This is a genomic window from Arcticibacter sp. (assembly GCF_045629565.1).
Classification (GTDB): Bacteria; Bacteroidota; Bacteroidia; order Sphingobacteriales; family Sphingobacteriaceae; genus Arcticibacter.
On record NZ_JAZQRL010000042.1, the window covers coordinates 95,418 to 111,866 of the forward strand.

Sequence of the window (16,449 nt, forward strand, 5' to 3'; positions counted from 1 at the left end):
TTGACTATGGATTTGCACGAAACCAATGGAAAACCCAGCGAGAACGGCACTGAACCAATCTTAACAACCAGAAACGGACATCCCGTTTACGATAACCAGAGCCTTCGAACTGTTGGAAGCCGGGGACCAGCAACACTGGAGAATTACCAGTTCTTAGAGAAGATGTCGCACTTCGACAGGGAACGTGTTCCCGAGCGCGTGGTTCATGCCCGCGGAGCTGGGGCTCACGGTGTATTTGAATCATATGGAATGGTTGGAAACGAGCCGATCTCAAAATATACCAGAGCAAAATTCTTGCAGGAAAAAGGAAAGCAGACAGCATGTTTTGTTCGCTTTTCAACTGTAATTCACGGAGGACATTCACCTGAGACATTGCGTGACCCACGCGGCTTTGCTGTGAAGATGTACACGGAAGATGGCAACTGGGACCTCGTGGGAAACAACCTGAAGATCTTTTTTATCAGGGATGCGCTGAAGTTTCCTGATTTCATTCACTCTTTCAAGCCGGATCCGGTAACCAACCGTCAGGATGGTGAGAGGCAGTTTGACTTTATCAGCCATACACCTGAGGCACTTCATATGATCACCTTCCTATTTTCGCCCTGGGGCATCCCAGCTAATTACCGCCAGATGCAGGGTTCGGGCGTTAATACTTACAAATGGGTAAATAAGGAGGGTGTCGGTGTACTTGTCAAATATCACTGGGAACCGCTTCAGGGAATAAAGAACCTTACCACGGCACAGGCACAGGAGATTCAAGGCAAGAACTTTAATCACGCGACTCAGGATCTCTACGAGGCGATCGAAAGCGGAAACTTTCCGGAATGGGAGCTTTGCGTGCAGATTATGGAAGATGGCGAACATCCCGAGCTTGATTTCGACCCTCTGGACGATACGAAACTGTGGCCTAAGGAACAATTTCCATGGTATCCGGTTGGTAAAATGACCTTAAACCGGAATCCGGAAAATTACTTTGCAGAGGTCGAGCAAAGTGCTTTCGGAACGGGTGTGCTTGTTGACGGTCTTGACTTTTCAGATGATAAGATGTTGCAGGGAAGAACGTTTTCCTACTCCGACACCCAGCGTTATCGCGTGGGCACCAACTATTTACAACTTCCAATAAACGCCCCTAAGTGCAAAGTTTCAACCAATCAGAGAGATGGTCAGATGGCTTATAACCAAGGTGGCGACATCGTTAACAATCCACACGTAAACTATGAGCCGTCTTCTCTGGGAGGGCCAAAAGAAGCACCAAAGCCAGGTAAAGACCACACACCAATGTACCATGGTGCGTTGGTACGTCAGAAGATAGAAAAACAGAATAATTTCGGACAAGCTGGTGATACATACCGGAATTTCGAAGACTGGGAAAAAGATGAATTGATTCTCAATCTGGTAAACACACTTGCAACCGCAAATAAGAGTATACAAGATAAAATGGTAGAACTTTTCACACAGTGCGATGAAGACTACGGCAGGCGTGTTGCTGAAGGGCTGGCAAGCACTGACGTTGACAAGAGCAATAAGGGACCGATTGGCACTACAACTTCTCACGAGGCAGTACAACAGGCTGAGGAGGAAGGCAGAGAAGCTAAGCCCTATTAATTACCACATTATAAGCGGTTGGCCAGACCGAAATATTCTGGCTAACCGCTTATAGTGTCAATATTACTACCATGAAAGCTCTAAACGACGATTTAATTAATACCGCTCGCACCGGTGACGTTGGTCTAATTAAATCTCTAATTGAACGGGGTGCAGATGTTAATGCACAGGATTCCCGGGGATATACGCCGCTTATTATTGCCAGCTATAATGACCAGTTGGCCGTGTCAAAATTGTTGATAGAAGCGGGTGCTGATGTTAATAAGCCTGATTTCGGTGGAAATACCGCACTGATGGGCGTTTGCTTTAAAGGTTACCCTGATATCGCGGAACTGCTTATTGCTAATGGTGCAGATCTCAATGCACAGCATGGAAACGGCGGTACGGCTCTTATGTTTGCCGTGTTATTTGGAAGGAACCACCTGGCAGAGATTATGTTGCGACACGGGGCCGACACGACTGTTAGAGAAAAAAGAGGCCTCACAGCCCTTGACCTTGCCGTCCAACAAGGAAATCTGGAAGCCATCCGGTTTCTGGAAGAGGCTGGTTAAAGACCAGCTAATCCAGATGTTACAATATGAGAGTCGCTTTTTCTCTATGCGCTGCATTATTTTCTTTGTTCACGTTCGCACAACAGAATCCTATTCGATTGAATCAGATAGGATTTTATAAATCAGGACCCAAAATAGCGGTAGTAGTTAAGACGGAGGAAAGTACATTTCTACTCATCAATTCAGCTAGCAGGGATACGGTTTTCAGGGGTAAGCTGGGCGTAGAGAGACAATCGGATTATTCCAGAACTTCTACAAGGACAGCAGACTTCAGCTCGTTTCAAACGGCTGGCAACTATGTGCTTTACGTTGAAGGACTTCCAGAATCTTTTCCGTTTAAAATAGGCGACAATGTACACCGGCCGGTTGCTGTATCGTCTTTGAAAGGATTCTATTATCAGCGAGTATCCGGTGCACTCGAAAAACAGTTTGCACACAAGTGGGCTCGTGGGCCCGGTCATCCTGACACTGCTATTTTAATACATGCATCCGCTGCCTCTGATGCAAGGCCTGCTGACACAAAGATAGCGAGCCCAGGAGGCTGGTATGATGCGGGGGACTACAATAAGTATATTGTCAACTCAGGCATCACGATGGGAACGTTGCTTTCTGCTTACGAAGATTTCTCCGCTTACTTCGATACGTTAGAAACGAATATCCCCGAGAGCTACAATCAAGTGCCAGATATACTGGACGAAGCGATCGTAAACTTACGGTGGATGATGACCATGCAGGATCCCTTTGATGGCGGAGTTTATCACAAATGCACCAATGCTTCGTTCGACGGAATGGTCATGCCTGGCGTCACTACATTGCCCCGGTATGTGGTGCAAAAGAGCACTGCTGCTAGTCTTAACTTTGCAGCAGTTACCTCTCAAGCTTCGAGAGTCCTACGTAATTTTAATAAGCAGCTTCCAGGCCTTAGTGATAGCTGCCTCTTGGCCGCGCGGAATGCATGGAACTGGGCACTGAAGAATCCGGATGTGCAATATGATCAATCGATTATCAATGAACGATTTGAACCTCAGATAAATACCGGTACTTATGGTGATCATAATTTTGAAGATGAGTGGTTTTGGGCTGCAACAGAATTGCTGATTACAACCGGCGAAAAAAGGTTTAGTGACAGACTCAGCAGAAAGCCGGGCGGTGATTTACAGCTTCCCTCCTGGTCAAACGTTGAGTCTTTAGGTATCTATTCTCTTTTAAGGCATAAAAAGGATCTGTCAAAATCGTTCAAACCATACATCGATGGGCTAAAAAACTCCCTCATCAAAAAGGCGAACTTATACATTACTAAAAGTAAGACCAATGCCTTCAGTACCATTATGGGACTTTCCAAACAGGATTTCAACTGGGGCAGCAACGGAAATGCAGCCAATCAGGGGATACTGCTTTTATACGCATATCATTTGACGGGCAATGCCGCCTATATAAACGCAGCGCTGAGCAACCTCGATTACATCCTGGGACGTAACGCTACAGGATATTGCTTCGTCACAGGCTTGGGTAGCAGGCGGGTAATGCATCCGCATCACCGTCCCTCAGTAGCTGATGGAGTCGCGGAGCCGGTCCCCGGTCTCCTATCAGGAGGCCCGAACTATGGAATGCAGGATGCAAACGATGGATGCAGCTATCTTGAAACCGATCCAGAAGTCGCTTTTGTTGATCATGATTGCTCTTATGCATCAAACGAAATCGCCATCAACTGGAACGCTCCACTGGTCTATTTATCTAATGCGATGGAAGCTCTGCAAAGCTCAATTAAATGACCACAACATCCTTCATTCGGCTCACGGGACTCACCTTCAAAGAGGTAATTTTACCGTTGGTAACTGTTGCCTCGATGGTTGTTTGATATGGTGCATGTAGTTTGAAACTAGCATTCCAATCGGATGGCCAGCCAGGTAACAGGTAAATCTTCCTTCCATCTGTCTGCATGAGCATCTCCTGTAATCCAATCATGCCTGATCCCCCCCAATTATGATCAGGAGTCCAGTCAAAACCAGGCCCCCAGAAGGCAGGAAACCTTCTACCAGAATCCTTCAGTTTAAGAGATGTCAACCTTTGAGCTTCCTTCCTTAGACCAAGACGCGCGGCGAAGATATTGTCTTGCTTCCAACCTACATGGCTTCTAAATTTCAGAGCGTCAGCATCATACTTATAAGTATTTATGGCAGTGTCCAAACCAGATCGGCCCACTCCATAGATTCCCCAGGGGAATACAGGATAAAGCTGTGGCGTTTCTGTATTATTAATACGTTCCCAAAGTTTGGCCGGAGAGATTGTTGGATGTCCCCCTTGTTCTCTGAAACTGATCGGGGGAATACGTTTTAGCATCGTTGTCCACACATCCCGCTTCTCAGATGTTAAATAGTGATCGGGCAGTTCAAGTAAGCTTTGCAACACCACCTTGAGCGCCGCTATGGTAGAAGTTGCGTTATAGGCCATTTTATACGTTTCAGCAGAGGAGCCCGGATAAAGTACCAAATGTCCATTTGCATCAAACGTTTTACTTCCGCGCTTTTTAGCAAGATACTGATAGTGTTCGTTAAAGAATGTGAGGGAACTCTCGATCAAGGGCATATACTCCTTAATATCTTTACCCTGGTAGCGATGCGTTTCTATAATCATCTGACAGAACTCCAGAACAGTATCCCATTGATATTCGAGCCAGGCATTGTGCTCCATTCCCTTGTCGTAATCCGCAGGTCTCTTCCAATTATACTCTGCTGGATTGGGTAGTCCGAAATTCTCAATCTGTTCAGTAAAGCTCGCACCTTTATGATTCCAATATAACTCAGAACGTAACTCTGCATTCCTCAACATATTGCTATAAAAGTCAAATTGAGGCTTCATCATATCAATGTCGCCACTCCTGAGCATCGGCCAATATACCAATCGTTGGTTTTGAGCGGTGTGGGTACCTCCGCCCCAATTGCGAAAATCAGGGCTGAATTTCAATGTAGAATCCGTAAACGACGGATCGACCGTAAACAAGCCGCCATTAAACTTAGTAGGATACTCACCGTAGGCGTTACAACCCAGCATATACCTGAACAACTGATAGTTCCGGCCCACCTGCCAAGCCTCTGATGACTTGTTTGAACTTGCGGAATCAAGAAAAATATAACTCCGTTCCCAATAGTTTTTCCACCAGTTCTGGGACTGTCTTTTTGCGGTTTTTGCAGACTTTTGGCTATCCCTTATCAGAGACTCTAACTTCGAGCTCCAAACCTCATCTGCCCTGGCCATCGGAAGAAAGACTCGCACCTGATGACTTTTAGCAGGCTTATGGCTTCTAAGTTTCCAGCCCTTAAACTCCGTATCATGGTATTTACCCATGTATGTGCCTGCTGATGTCATATTTGATCCCTGCATCAATCCACCAAAACAAAGTCCTGCTATTGGGTTCATCATCTGATCTTTCACGCTTTCCATACCCTGTTGCTTCACCACCACGTCGAATGCTGTATTCTTTCTGTTTTGGTGATAAAACATGACTCCTTTCCCATTAAACATAACCGAATCTTTAAAGGTAATCACAGGTACTGGAGGAGCCCATTTATATGAGTTGGCATTATTTTCTTTGCCTTTCGGAAAGCGATCTATATGTCGCCAGCTCTCGTAAGAAGCTTCAGCGATCAAGGGAATCGTGCTGTTCACATCGACATGTACCACAGGTCGAAAAACATCAACCCAGACCCTGATATGCGTATTTGCAGAACCTTTCTTCGTCCGAATATCTACATGTCCGTCTTTTAATATCAGAGCTTGTTCGAAGTCGTCCTGACTAAACGGGTTGGGACTAAGTTTTAACCTGACCCTTCCGAGTTTAAGAAGTGTATTGTTCTCATCGAAAGTTCCGCTTCGCGATACGTAGAAGAGCAGTTCATCGCCTTCTACCCAGACATTGAGTCCTATATCCCCTCCTCCACAAGGCATCGACTCACCCGAGTTAACGCTTTGCTTATCCCAAACCAGATTATACTGCTCAATGCCTGTTTGTGCACTTGCATATAAAGCAGTGAAACTTGCTAAGAAAACTAAGACTACTCCTTTAAACATTTTTACCAATTATCTGAACGAAATGAAGATACCGGCAATCCTTCCGTACTGTAAAGGTCGCCAATCACGAAGTCTTTAAATGCATAGCGCACGTGTACTGGTTGACTCACGTACGGCGAGGAAACTGATATGCTCGACCCTCCGATTATTGCCTCTGCAGGATGGAAGACCTTATCCGCACCTGCTATCTCGAACAGGCTAAGTTTCTTTCCGTAAGATGTAAAGCCATTAGATGCATGGTTGAACTTTAGCACCATTACACTACCTTTTACTTCCGAAGAAACATACTCGGGACTGGAAAAGCCAAAGCCTTTCATTCCGTATGTTTTAGCGAGTGCTAATAGTGCAAGCCTTTTGGCGCCCACTTCTTTATTCATGGGGTGGATACAATTCTCCTCACCTATATCCATTAACACCGCCATAGCCGAATTCGGAATAACGGATGCTGATTTCCTCTGGGCATCTCTGAGGTAAGCAGAGTTATACTTTCCTCCCATATGGTACGGCGGAAGCTGCGTATAGGCGAATGGTGCAATTTGAGCATAGTAGAATGGAAATTCGCCTATGTTCCATTGTTTACGCCACTGCGCTACCAAAGCTGGGAACAATTGCTCATACTGATCAGGCCGTTCATAATTTGATTCTCCCTGGTACCAGATGCAACCTTTTATGCCATAGCCGATAATCGGATCGATCATTCCGTTGTACAAGGTAGTCGGCGTACGGCTTTTTTGAACTATCGGATCGTTCTTTGCCGGAACCTTAATATCCTTGAAGGGCTTTAATGTTTCCGGATTCATCCAGGCTTCTATCGATGATCCGCCATAGCTGGAATTAATTACCCCAACTGGCACGTCAAGCATCTCATTCAACAGCCGTGCGAAATAGTAAGCAGTGGCACTGAAGTTAGATACGGCCTCGGGTTCTGCCTGCTTCCACGCAGACGGTTTGCTGTCTTCCTGCGGCTCAGTGAATGAAGACCTCGGCACAGTGTAGATACGGATATTCTTGTTTCTTGATTTCAGTATCGCATCGTTGGAACCTAAAACAGGCTGCGCCTTGAAACCTTTCATGGGCATTTCCATATTGGATTGTCCTGAACATAACCATACTTCTCCGATAAGCACGTTACTTAATTTCAATGGGGCCCCATCGCTTATCGTAATCTCATAGGGCCCGCCGGCAGCCGGCGTAGCAATCTCGATCTTCCACTTTCCCGAGGAAGCCACTTTAACAGAGTACGACTTATTATCCCAGGATGGAACGACTGTAACCGTCTGTCCTGCTTTTGCCCAACCCCATATGGGTGTATTGGATTGCTGCTGGAGAACCATATTATCTGTGAATATAGAGGCCATTCTGATCTCAGCGCGGATACTCGAATAAGCTACTAGAAGAAAAAGTACTGAAAATAAACGTTTCATTTATGTATTATCGACTTAATGGCAACCAAACTGACATTTCATTATGTCCGCGGTTTCCCCATGCGTAGTAAGGAACCAAACGTACTTGTACAGGCTTCTGAGCAGTTGATATCTCACGGTACAGCGTATTCTTCCAGCTACCTTTCCCAGTGCTGATCGCTTTACCTTCCAATACCGTTATCGGACTATTTTCGATAGTTGTTTTCACAGGTGTGAAAGCGATGTTTGATGGGATAGTGATATCAAAAAGGTTTTCTCCCTTAGGAAGATCAGTAGACTCCAGACAGTAAACAACAGGTCCCCTTTTAACCGCAATTTGATTTCTTGTTTCCTCCACCAACGGATTAGATTCCATTAGGGTAGCAGGCATAGGAAGAGTCAGTTCAATCTTATCGTTCTTAGACCATTTACGGTTCAACTCGACATAGTTACCGGCAGTAAGCTCCACATCAGCAGGCTTACCATTGATGGTCAGCTTTGCATCTTTACACCATCCGGGTATTCTGAAGAACATGGAAAAGGCTTTGCGAGGTGCTTCTTTCAAGCTCACGCTCACCGTTTCATCCCAAGGATAGCTGGTAACCTGACTTAGCTTTATTTTCGACCCGTCCGCAAGCGTAGTTGCAAGGTCGCTGCCTCCATAAAGATTAAACCAAAGACCTTTTTCTGAGACATTATACAAATAGTTACCAACCTCTGCCACAGTTCTCACCACGTTAGGAGGACAACAGTTTGACAATGCGATATAACCAACCCGGTCTTTAGACCAACGTTGCTGGAAAGGCAGATCATCAGAGACGCTTAGCGGGTTAGTGTAGAGGAACTTCTTTCCATCCAAACTGATACCGGACAGCACACTGTTATAAAGAGCCAACTCCATCACGTCAGTGTATCGGGCGTCACCGGTCAGCTGTAGCATCCGCCAGTTCCATAATACATTACCGATATTTGCACAGGTCTCACCATGAGCAGTATGGTTAGGAAGCTGGTAATCACGCCCGTAAGACTGATGCGTTTTCTGTACGTCAGAAGGCTCATAGGATGTTCCATCTGGTGATACTCCGTCGTACAATGCGCCACAGGCACCGGTTATATACATCTTACGTTCAGTAACATCATCCCACATCAGGTTCAAACGGGATATAAGTGAAGTATCACCGGTTTCAGCATATACATCAGCCACCCCAGCATAAAGGTAGTTTGCTCTAACGGCATGACCCATCGCCTTCGTTTGCTGTCTGAATGGAATACGGTCCTGGTTATCATCCGTACCGTTTTCTACCAAACCGCGGATGTCTATAAGGTTCTTGGATAATTCGAGATATCTCGGATCCTTCGTTGTACGGTACATTTCCACCACTCCCATATAGTGCGAAGGGCAAATTGCATTCCGTGCTAATTCAGGTGATGCTTTTTCATGGAAATTATAAAGATAATCTGTTGCCTTTTTTGCAATCTCTAAAAGGGTGGTTTTGCCCGTAGCACGATAATGAACGCAGGCGGCAGTCATCAAATGGCCCAGGTTGTAAGTTTCAAAATGAAGACGGTCCTTAAATTCTTTTGCACCTGCTGCACGATTCCTTTCCTCAATCATTGTTGGGGTGTGTATGTATCCGTCTTCACGCTGACATTTAGCAATGACGGGGATCACTTCATCCATCAGCTTGTCAATCTTGGGATCCTTATTGGAGGCGTAAACGGAAGCTAGCGCTTCTATCAGTTTGTAGAAGTCACCATCATGGAACGGAGGTCCAGTGTGCTTTCCTTCCCTCAACCCTGCTGCAATCTCAAAATTAGTAAATGCATGAGCCCTGTTGGGATCTTTATAGAGTTCCCACATATAGGGAACCATCGCCTCTTCGCATACCTTGAAGCGGTCTGCCCAAAAGCCGTTGGTTAATTTGACTGCATTCATATCAACACCCTTTAACTTCGCATATGGGCTGTTGGAGGTATTTACCAAGCTTCTTTGCTGGGCGAAGCCGGTGGCGTTTGCCATGAGCAGCATTCCCGCTGCAGCAAGACCTGTACAAATCTTTTTCATATGGGTTCCTTTCAATTATTTTTCGATTTAATAAGTTTTACCGGGCCAAGGAGGCCTCCTTTTAATGGCTGCTTTCCTTGTAGACGGAAAGGTGCGGTTGTGTAAGTGATACGCTGATCTTGAGGCAGACGCTGATCAGCCATCAAACGATTCGCCCATGTATTGGTGACACGTATTTCCACTGAGTTAGCTCCTTTCCTGATCGCTGTGGTAATATCTGCCCTGTAAGGCGCAGTCCATATTACTCCGCAATTCTTTCCATTAACAATTACTTCAGCGATATTAGCGATCTCGCCAAGATCGAGATATATTTTTTCACTCTCCTTAAGTGATTTCACATTGAAGCTGCTCGCATAGCTCGCGGTCCCTGAATAATTACGAATAAGTGTATCAGGATGAATGTTCCAACTGCTGAGGTTGTTAAAGCGAACAGGCTTTCCAGGTCCGCCTAAATCCGGATCAAAGCTAACGAACCAGGGTTCCGACAGGGTCTGCATATCTTCTGTTTCTATCCAGTTTTTTCCTTCCGCCCTTACAGCTTCGGCTACAGGCTTGGTAAAGGTGATAAACACCGAGGCGTTCGGTTCAAAGAGGTAGCTTAATTTAGTTACTCCGTTTTCCGACATATAGCTCCTGGCTGCAAAACCTTCCCCGCTTACAGCATCATAAAGCTCAGGAATACGTCCGGTTGCTCTTAGTGAAACAGTTACTTCTTTCTTAACGGAATCCTGATTAGCAACAAAGTATATGTCTGAATCATTATCCTTTCTATGCGTCCAAACGAACCCTGATGCCGCCTTGGATGATGAATCGAATATCTCCACATCTCTTGCTATCCCTAATTTCGCAAACGAAGAGGCATGGAATGGCCCTAAAATCACTCTTCCTTTTCCTAAATGCTTCATCTGGAAACTCTCGGTTCCGTCCTGAACATTTTCAAAGGTTCCTCCCCACAACTCTTCGGCAATTTCTTTCAATTTCTGATCCTGTTCACTTGCCCGGGCGAGTCCGGGAGTACTTATAGGCCGTTCGGAAAGGAGAACTGTTGCACCCTCCTTTGTTAATTGAAGAATTTTTTCCGCAACATCAACAGACATAATCCGGCTATTAGGCTGCATCTGATGTTTGCCAGGGAAGACCATGACTCCATAGCTTGCCCCTCCAGGAAAAGTCACCCGCCCATTCTCGACACGGGCCAGTCTCAATAGAGCATCCGGATTGAAAGAGTCATAGGCATAACCTCTTAGCGGATCGTTCCAATTTTCCGGCTCATACAAATTAGCAGAAACATTAACACCTTCGGGCATTTGTTTCATGGGCAATCCTTTATTCTCTACCCTCGCTTTTTCGTTTTCAACGCGTTCCCTGCCAAAAATCCCAGGAAGTGTATGAACCAGGCGGTCAGGCAGAATTGCCCTCCTCGGAATCTCTTCCCCGGTAAATACTGCGATATCTGCTACGAAAGTACCTTTCTGCAGCTGCTGTTGAGCTCTTTCTGCGTAATCAACCCAAGCTTTTCCCGGTTTCCACCAGGTTTGGTCTCTTTGAAACAGTAAACCAACTCCATCCAGCGTCATCCCCGGCTTCCGGTCTACCCAGGGATTGTGTGTAAACACATGGTAGACGAGCCTGTTAACTCCCATGGCATAATTTCTATCCTGTAACGATTTTAGCATCCCCGGATGTTCATCCCAAGCCATTCTTAACTGCGTGAATGCCTCTGCCTGAATAATGGGTTTTCCGTATATATGCGCTCCACTGATCGCGTCGACCATGTCATTCGGCTTATCATGAGACGGGCTTCTTAACCAGAATTCGCCCATAGGAATGTCAACCTCTTTGTAATGCAGGAGTCCATCGGAGAGTATCACAGGTGCCGTTGTCTCCGATCCAAACTGAGCATTGCTCCTGTGGGCCAGGTCTCTCGTCACTTTGTAGAAATTGTCATTCAACAATTCCGCAAGGGTTAAACGCACATCGTAAAGAAACCGCTCCGATACATCGGCACTCTCAACCGGGACACCGGCCATAACCAGTAGATATGGTTTCATGTCATATCCCCTGCGGGTTTTGAATTCCTTCTGAAATGCAGGAGTCCAGTTCTGACTGCCGCATTCCCAGCTATCAATGTAAAAAACTTTCAAAGCACGGTTAGCAAGCTCCGGTCCCGCTGTGCGCACCGCTTTGCCAAACCAGCTGTTAAATTGCAGCGTTACAGCCTCCGGATTAAGCTTATCAGACTCTAGGCCTTTGCCCGCTCCTGCCGTTTCATTCATATGTCCCGTTGAAGTATGTCCAATCCGCAAAACGGTCCAGTTTCCTGCCGTTGGTTTCCATTTCAGCTTCCCATTAGAATCAACATATCTGGTGATGTCCTGAATTTTGCGGAGAGGTACGCAAAGTTCGTCAGCAAGCTGTTCCCTGGTGGTACGCGGACTTACTCGCCATACCTCCCCGGTCTTGCCTTCGAACTGATGAATCTTCGCCTCTGAAGAAAGCTCAATACCGGCAATCTTCAGGCTTTGTTTCCATTTGGCACCATCCAGATCTTCTCCACCCGGTTCAGAACCTTCGCGGTTGTACACAAACCGAAAATAACGGGCGGTAACTGGCGGAATCGCGTGCGTTACATCAGAATCCCAGTCGAGCCATCCTGAACGTGGCGCTTGCATTTGTGTTATTCGCCGAAAATCTCTGCCGTTATCACTTACTTCGATAGCTAAACGTTGAGACTGTGTGTTAAAATTATTGACATGAATAGTAACATTTCTGGCGGTAAAAGGCTTACTGAATTCATATTGAATCCAGCAGGGATCATTACTGGAAAAGTTTACCTTATTTCCCTTTTTTATAAGGAAAGACGCATCCTTTTCCGGAATACTTGTCGTTATTTTCGGAATCGTGTTATACGTATTCTGCACAAAACCGCCAGGCGTTGGGTACGCCACGACAGCAAGTTCTTTATAATAGCCCTTGTAAGAAGGAGGACGGCTCAGAGTATCATTAAAAAGCTTCCCTCCTCTTATCTCTGTCTTGCTCCAAACCACCTTTTGCATGGACAGTTCAGGCGTTATCCATGGCCCGGCTGCCGTCGCAAAACCATCACCAGGCAACAAGCCAATTTTAAGTCCCATACGGTCTGCCTCCTCTATGGCAAACCTGATCATTTCCCACCATTCCGGAGTCAGCTGTTCGGTTACAGGCCGGAACAGAGGGGGATTTGTCGTCCCTTTGATGGTCGCAATATATGCACCGGCGATGCCAGCTTCTTTCATCGCCTCCAGGTCTTTTGTTATTCCTTCCTTCGAAGAACTGGAGTGCATCCAATACCACAACACCCAGGGCTTTGCAGGCTCTGCCAGGTGTTTGTCCGGCTGCGCTACGGCATTTGTAAAAGTACATAGTAGTGCTGTCAGCAGCATGAAATATCGCTTGATCATCATTTATCCTTCCCGATTAAAATCTTATTTTTTTGGCAATAGCCCCTGGGTCTGTCTGTCTGGACTTTACCGGCAACATGTAGAACGTATACTGGTATGGCTTTGATGGAATCTGATACTTCTCGATCGGTGCAGACACGTCTGTCCAGGTATCATTCCCTCCAATACCCATTTGAATCAGGTCAATATTCAGCGTTAGATATCCTGCATCCTTCAACAGGTGCCAGTGCTTCGCTCTTACTATTTCCTCTTCGGTATACGGCCATGCACTCATGCTTAACAGGCTATCAGCTGCTACCAGCAAACCTTTGCCATTTTTTGCATCGGCCAGCTGCATCCATCTCACATCCGTACGGTTACCGTTTTCCTGTGGATAAACGTAGGGCTCCATAAAGCTCTGGATAGGTTGTGAGTAAATCGCCGCATCGAAACCATAGCGCTTGTCGAGGTAGTTTTCAACCGGACCTCTGCCATACCACGATATCTGCTCATAATTTCTGCGGATCCCCATTTGCATACCAACCTTAGGTATATTGGGCAGGTCAGTAGAAGGGCTCAAGGAATAGTCCACTTTCAACACACCATCCCCGTTTAGCGTATACACAACTTTCGCTGTCGCCTTCCCTTCTATCAGCGAGTAGTTACTACTTATGCGGACCACTCCCGTGCCAACCTTTTCTGCCTTCACATCTGTTAGTGTCAGCTTCGCTTCATACCACTCTTTCAATTTCCTGTTCGGCTTCCATCCTCTTCTGTCATTATCGGTCTGAGGCCTGGTGAAATGAGGTAAAAGCGGACTGAATACCTGTTCTTCTCCTGCGTTCACATACGATACCAGGGCTCCGTTTTCCTTGCTGATTCTAACCTTAAAAGACGGTCCGCTTAGATTGAAAGCGTTTGGCGTTTCGTCTAACTGAATATTTGCATATTTCCCTGTGACGTTGTTTTTTTCAGCCACTCCCGTAACAGCAAATTGATTGGATGCAATTTCATGACCTTTAGGTGCCCAAGGTTCAGCCTGAGGAAGTGTAAAGTGAATATCCGCCAGATATTCAGATCCACTCTTCAGTTTTGGGAGATAGCGACTGATATTGATCAAAGTGTCCTTCCCTGCCGCCAGGTGAATACGCGGAAGTACCTTAGTTATAACTGGTTTTCCGTCTTCGCGGATAATAAGTGTAACCTCATAGCCGCTCAATGATTTCGCAGCATGCCTGTTTTCAACATGAAGAATATTGCCAGGTCTCATCGTTGTCTCAACAGGTTGATAAACCCGTTTGCATTCATACATCGCTGCTTTAGGACGGCCATCCGAAGATACAATACCATCTATACAAAAGTTCGAATCATGTCTCTTTTCACCGAAATCACCCCCGTAAGCAAAGAATTCTTTCCCTGTCGAATCTCTTTTAATGAGTCCGTGATCTCTGAACTCCCAGATACAGCCGCCGATCATGCGCGGATTGGAACGGAATATATCCCAGAACTCCTTCATATTACCATTGGAGTTCCCCATCGCATGAGAGTATTCCACAAAGATGATCGGCCTGTTATCGTTGTTTTTTTGATCAAGCAACAGCTTCGGAGTAAAAACGCCTGGGTAAAACCGGCTGATCATATCTACATACGGCTGATCGGTCATGTTGCCAATACGGTGCGAGTGATCGTTTGACTTCAGATAGCGTGGATCAGAAGGGTCCATGTAGCCTTCCGCACGGTGATTGCCCTGGGCCGGCTCATAGTGAATGGGACGGGTAATATCAAAGTCGCGTAACCATTCCGCCATTGCTGCATGGTTCGGACCGCGCCCTGCCTCATTTCCAAGACTCCAGATGATCACACTCGGATGGTTCTTGTCGCGCATGGCCATCCTCGTGACCCGTTCCATAAAAGCGTGCGTCCATGTCGGATCGTTGCTTAACTTACCACCCAACCCATGTGTTTCATGATTAGCCTCATTCATTACCAGGATGCCATACTCATCACACAAATCATAAAAATACGGATCGTTCGGATAGTGACTTGTGCGGATACAGTTGAAATTAAACTGCTTGATCATCTCCACATCTTTGCGGATGTCTTCCCGTGACAAAGCTTTTCCCTTTGAAGGATGCTGATCGTGACGATTTACGCCATATAAGTACGTTACTTTTCCATTGATGAGCAGCTTCCCGTTTTCCTTTGAAAACTCAATTGAACGGAAGCCAACTTTACAGCTCTTGGATTCCTGTACATTACCCAATGAGTCGGTCAATGTCAGCACCAAAGTATACAGGTTCGGAGTTTCGTCACTCCATTTATCCGGATTCTTTATCGTCGTTTCCAGAAGTCCGAATTTGACGTTGTCCAGCCTTGGGTAGATCTCATTCACTATCGACTCCGCAGAACGTTCCAGTGGCTTACTCAAAACGGGCTTGCCTTGTTTGTCATATAACTGGGCCTTCAGGCTATAGCCCGGGATGGCTTTGCCACTAAAATTATCAATACGCGGACGAATACTGAATACCGCATCTTTGTAGTCCTTATCTAACTTGGCCTGCCAGTGAAAATCTGCTATACGCACCTTAGGTTCTGCCATCAGCAACACCTCCCGGTGAATACCGCTCATCCGCCAGTGGTCCTGATCTTCCAGATAGGCGCCGTCACTCCAGCGAATAACCTGAACAGACACAATGTTCTCCCCTGCCTGAAGATAAGGCGTGATATTAAACTCTGAAGGCAGACAGCTATCTTCACCATAACCAAGGAACTTGCCGTTCAACCATACTTTGAAGCCCGAGCTTACACCTCCAAAATGGAGTGTCACGTTCATATTCTTCCAGTCGGCAGGCAGATTAAACACCTTTTGAAAGGATCCCACCGCATTATAGTCTTTCGGTACACGTGGAGGATCCACAGGCTGAAACGGATATACCGCACTCTTATAGATCGGAATATCGTATCCTTTCATTTCCCAGCTTGATGGCACTTCGAGCTTCTTCCAGCCGGAAACCCTGGATTTATAGAAATCTTTAGGGGCATCATCCGGCTTGAATGCGAATGAAAAATCCCAATCACCGTTCAGCATAAGTATTCTGCCGCTTTTATCCCGGTCACCAACTAAGGCTTCTTTTTCCGACTTGAACGAATATCCTGTAGCTCTTGCCGGCTCCCTGTTAATACTGGTTACCGTCTGATCCTCCCAGGGTTCCAGGCTAAATATTCCCGGTACAGGGGGAACAACTGCGGGCAAACCATCCACTGTTTGTGCAGAAGCGGCGCCTGCAAACATACATGCCAATGTCAGAAAATAGGAACGAAGACTCTTAATATCCATG

General features: G+C 46.2%; 8 protein-coding genes. 3 read left to right on the forward strand and 5 right to left on the reverse strand.

Annotation, left to right across the window (positions count from 1 at the left end):
• Positions 1-6 precede the first annotated feature (6 nt).
• The 3 genes from ACKI5J_RS05715 (at position 7) to ACKI5J_RS05725 (ending at position 3,928) form a co-directional block, all read left to right on the forward strand.
• Positions 7-1,605, forward strand: coding sequence for a catalase (locus tag ACKI5J_RS05715; RefSeq protein ID WP_407427410.1), 1,599 nt, complete (start codon positions 7-9; stop codon positions 1,603-1,605).
• Positions 1,606-1,676: 71 nt separating this feature from the next.
• Positions 1,677-2,156 (forward strand): ankyrin repeat domain-containing protein, encoded by a 480-nt coding sequence (locus ACKI5J_RS05720; RefSeq protein WP_407427412.1) that lies wholly within the window; start codon positions 1,677-1,679, stop codon positions 2,154-2,156.
• A 26-nt stretch (positions 2,157-2,182) separates the two neighbouring features.
• Entirely contained in the window at positions 2,183-3,928 is a 1,746-nt protein-coding gene (locus ACKI5J_RS05725; RefSeq protein ID WP_407427414.1) for a glycoside hydrolase family 9 protein, read from the forward strand.
• Here ACKI5J_RS05725 and ACKI5J_RS05730 read toward each other — a convergent pair.
• From ACKI5J_RS05730 to ACKI5J_RS05750, 5 genes are read right to left on the reverse strand one after another with little or no spacing between them, the layout of a single operon-like run.
• Positions 3,921-6,224, reverse strand: a complete 2,304-nt coding sequence (locus tag ACKI5J_RS05730) for a DUF5703 domain-containing protein (protein WP_407427416.1) — start codon at positions 6,222-6,224, stop codon at positions 3,921-3,923. The genes ACKI5J_RS05725 and ACKI5J_RS05730 overlap by 8 nt on opposite strands.
• Positions 6,225-6,226: 2 nt before the next feature.
• A complete protein-coding gene (locus ACKI5J_RS05735) occupies positions 6,227-7,648 on the reverse strand; it encodes a sialate O-acetylesterase (protein ID WP_407427418.1) in 1,422 nt (473 codons plus the stop codon).
• 7 nt (positions 7,649-7,655) lie between these two features.
• A complete protein-coding gene (locus ACKI5J_RS05740; protein WP_407427420.1) occupies positions 7,656-9,692 on the reverse strand; it encodes a glycoside hydrolase family 127 protein in 2,037 nt (678 codons plus the stop codon).
• An 11-nt stretch (positions 9,693-9,703) separates the two neighbouring features.
• Complete coding sequence (locus ACKI5J_RS05745) at positions 9,704-13,135, reverse strand: glycosyl hydrolase (protein WP_407427422.1); 3,432 nt, start codon at positions 13,133-13,135, stop codon at positions 9,704-9,706.
• Positions 13,136-13,148: 13 nt separating this feature from the next.
• Positions 13,149-16,448, reverse strand: coding sequence for a glycoside hydrolase family 2 TIM barrel-domain containing protein (locus ACKI5J_RS05750; RefSeq protein ID WP_407427424.1), 3,300 nt, complete (start codon positions 16,446-16,448; stop codon positions 13,149-13,151).
• Position 16,449 lies beyond the last annotated feature (1 nt).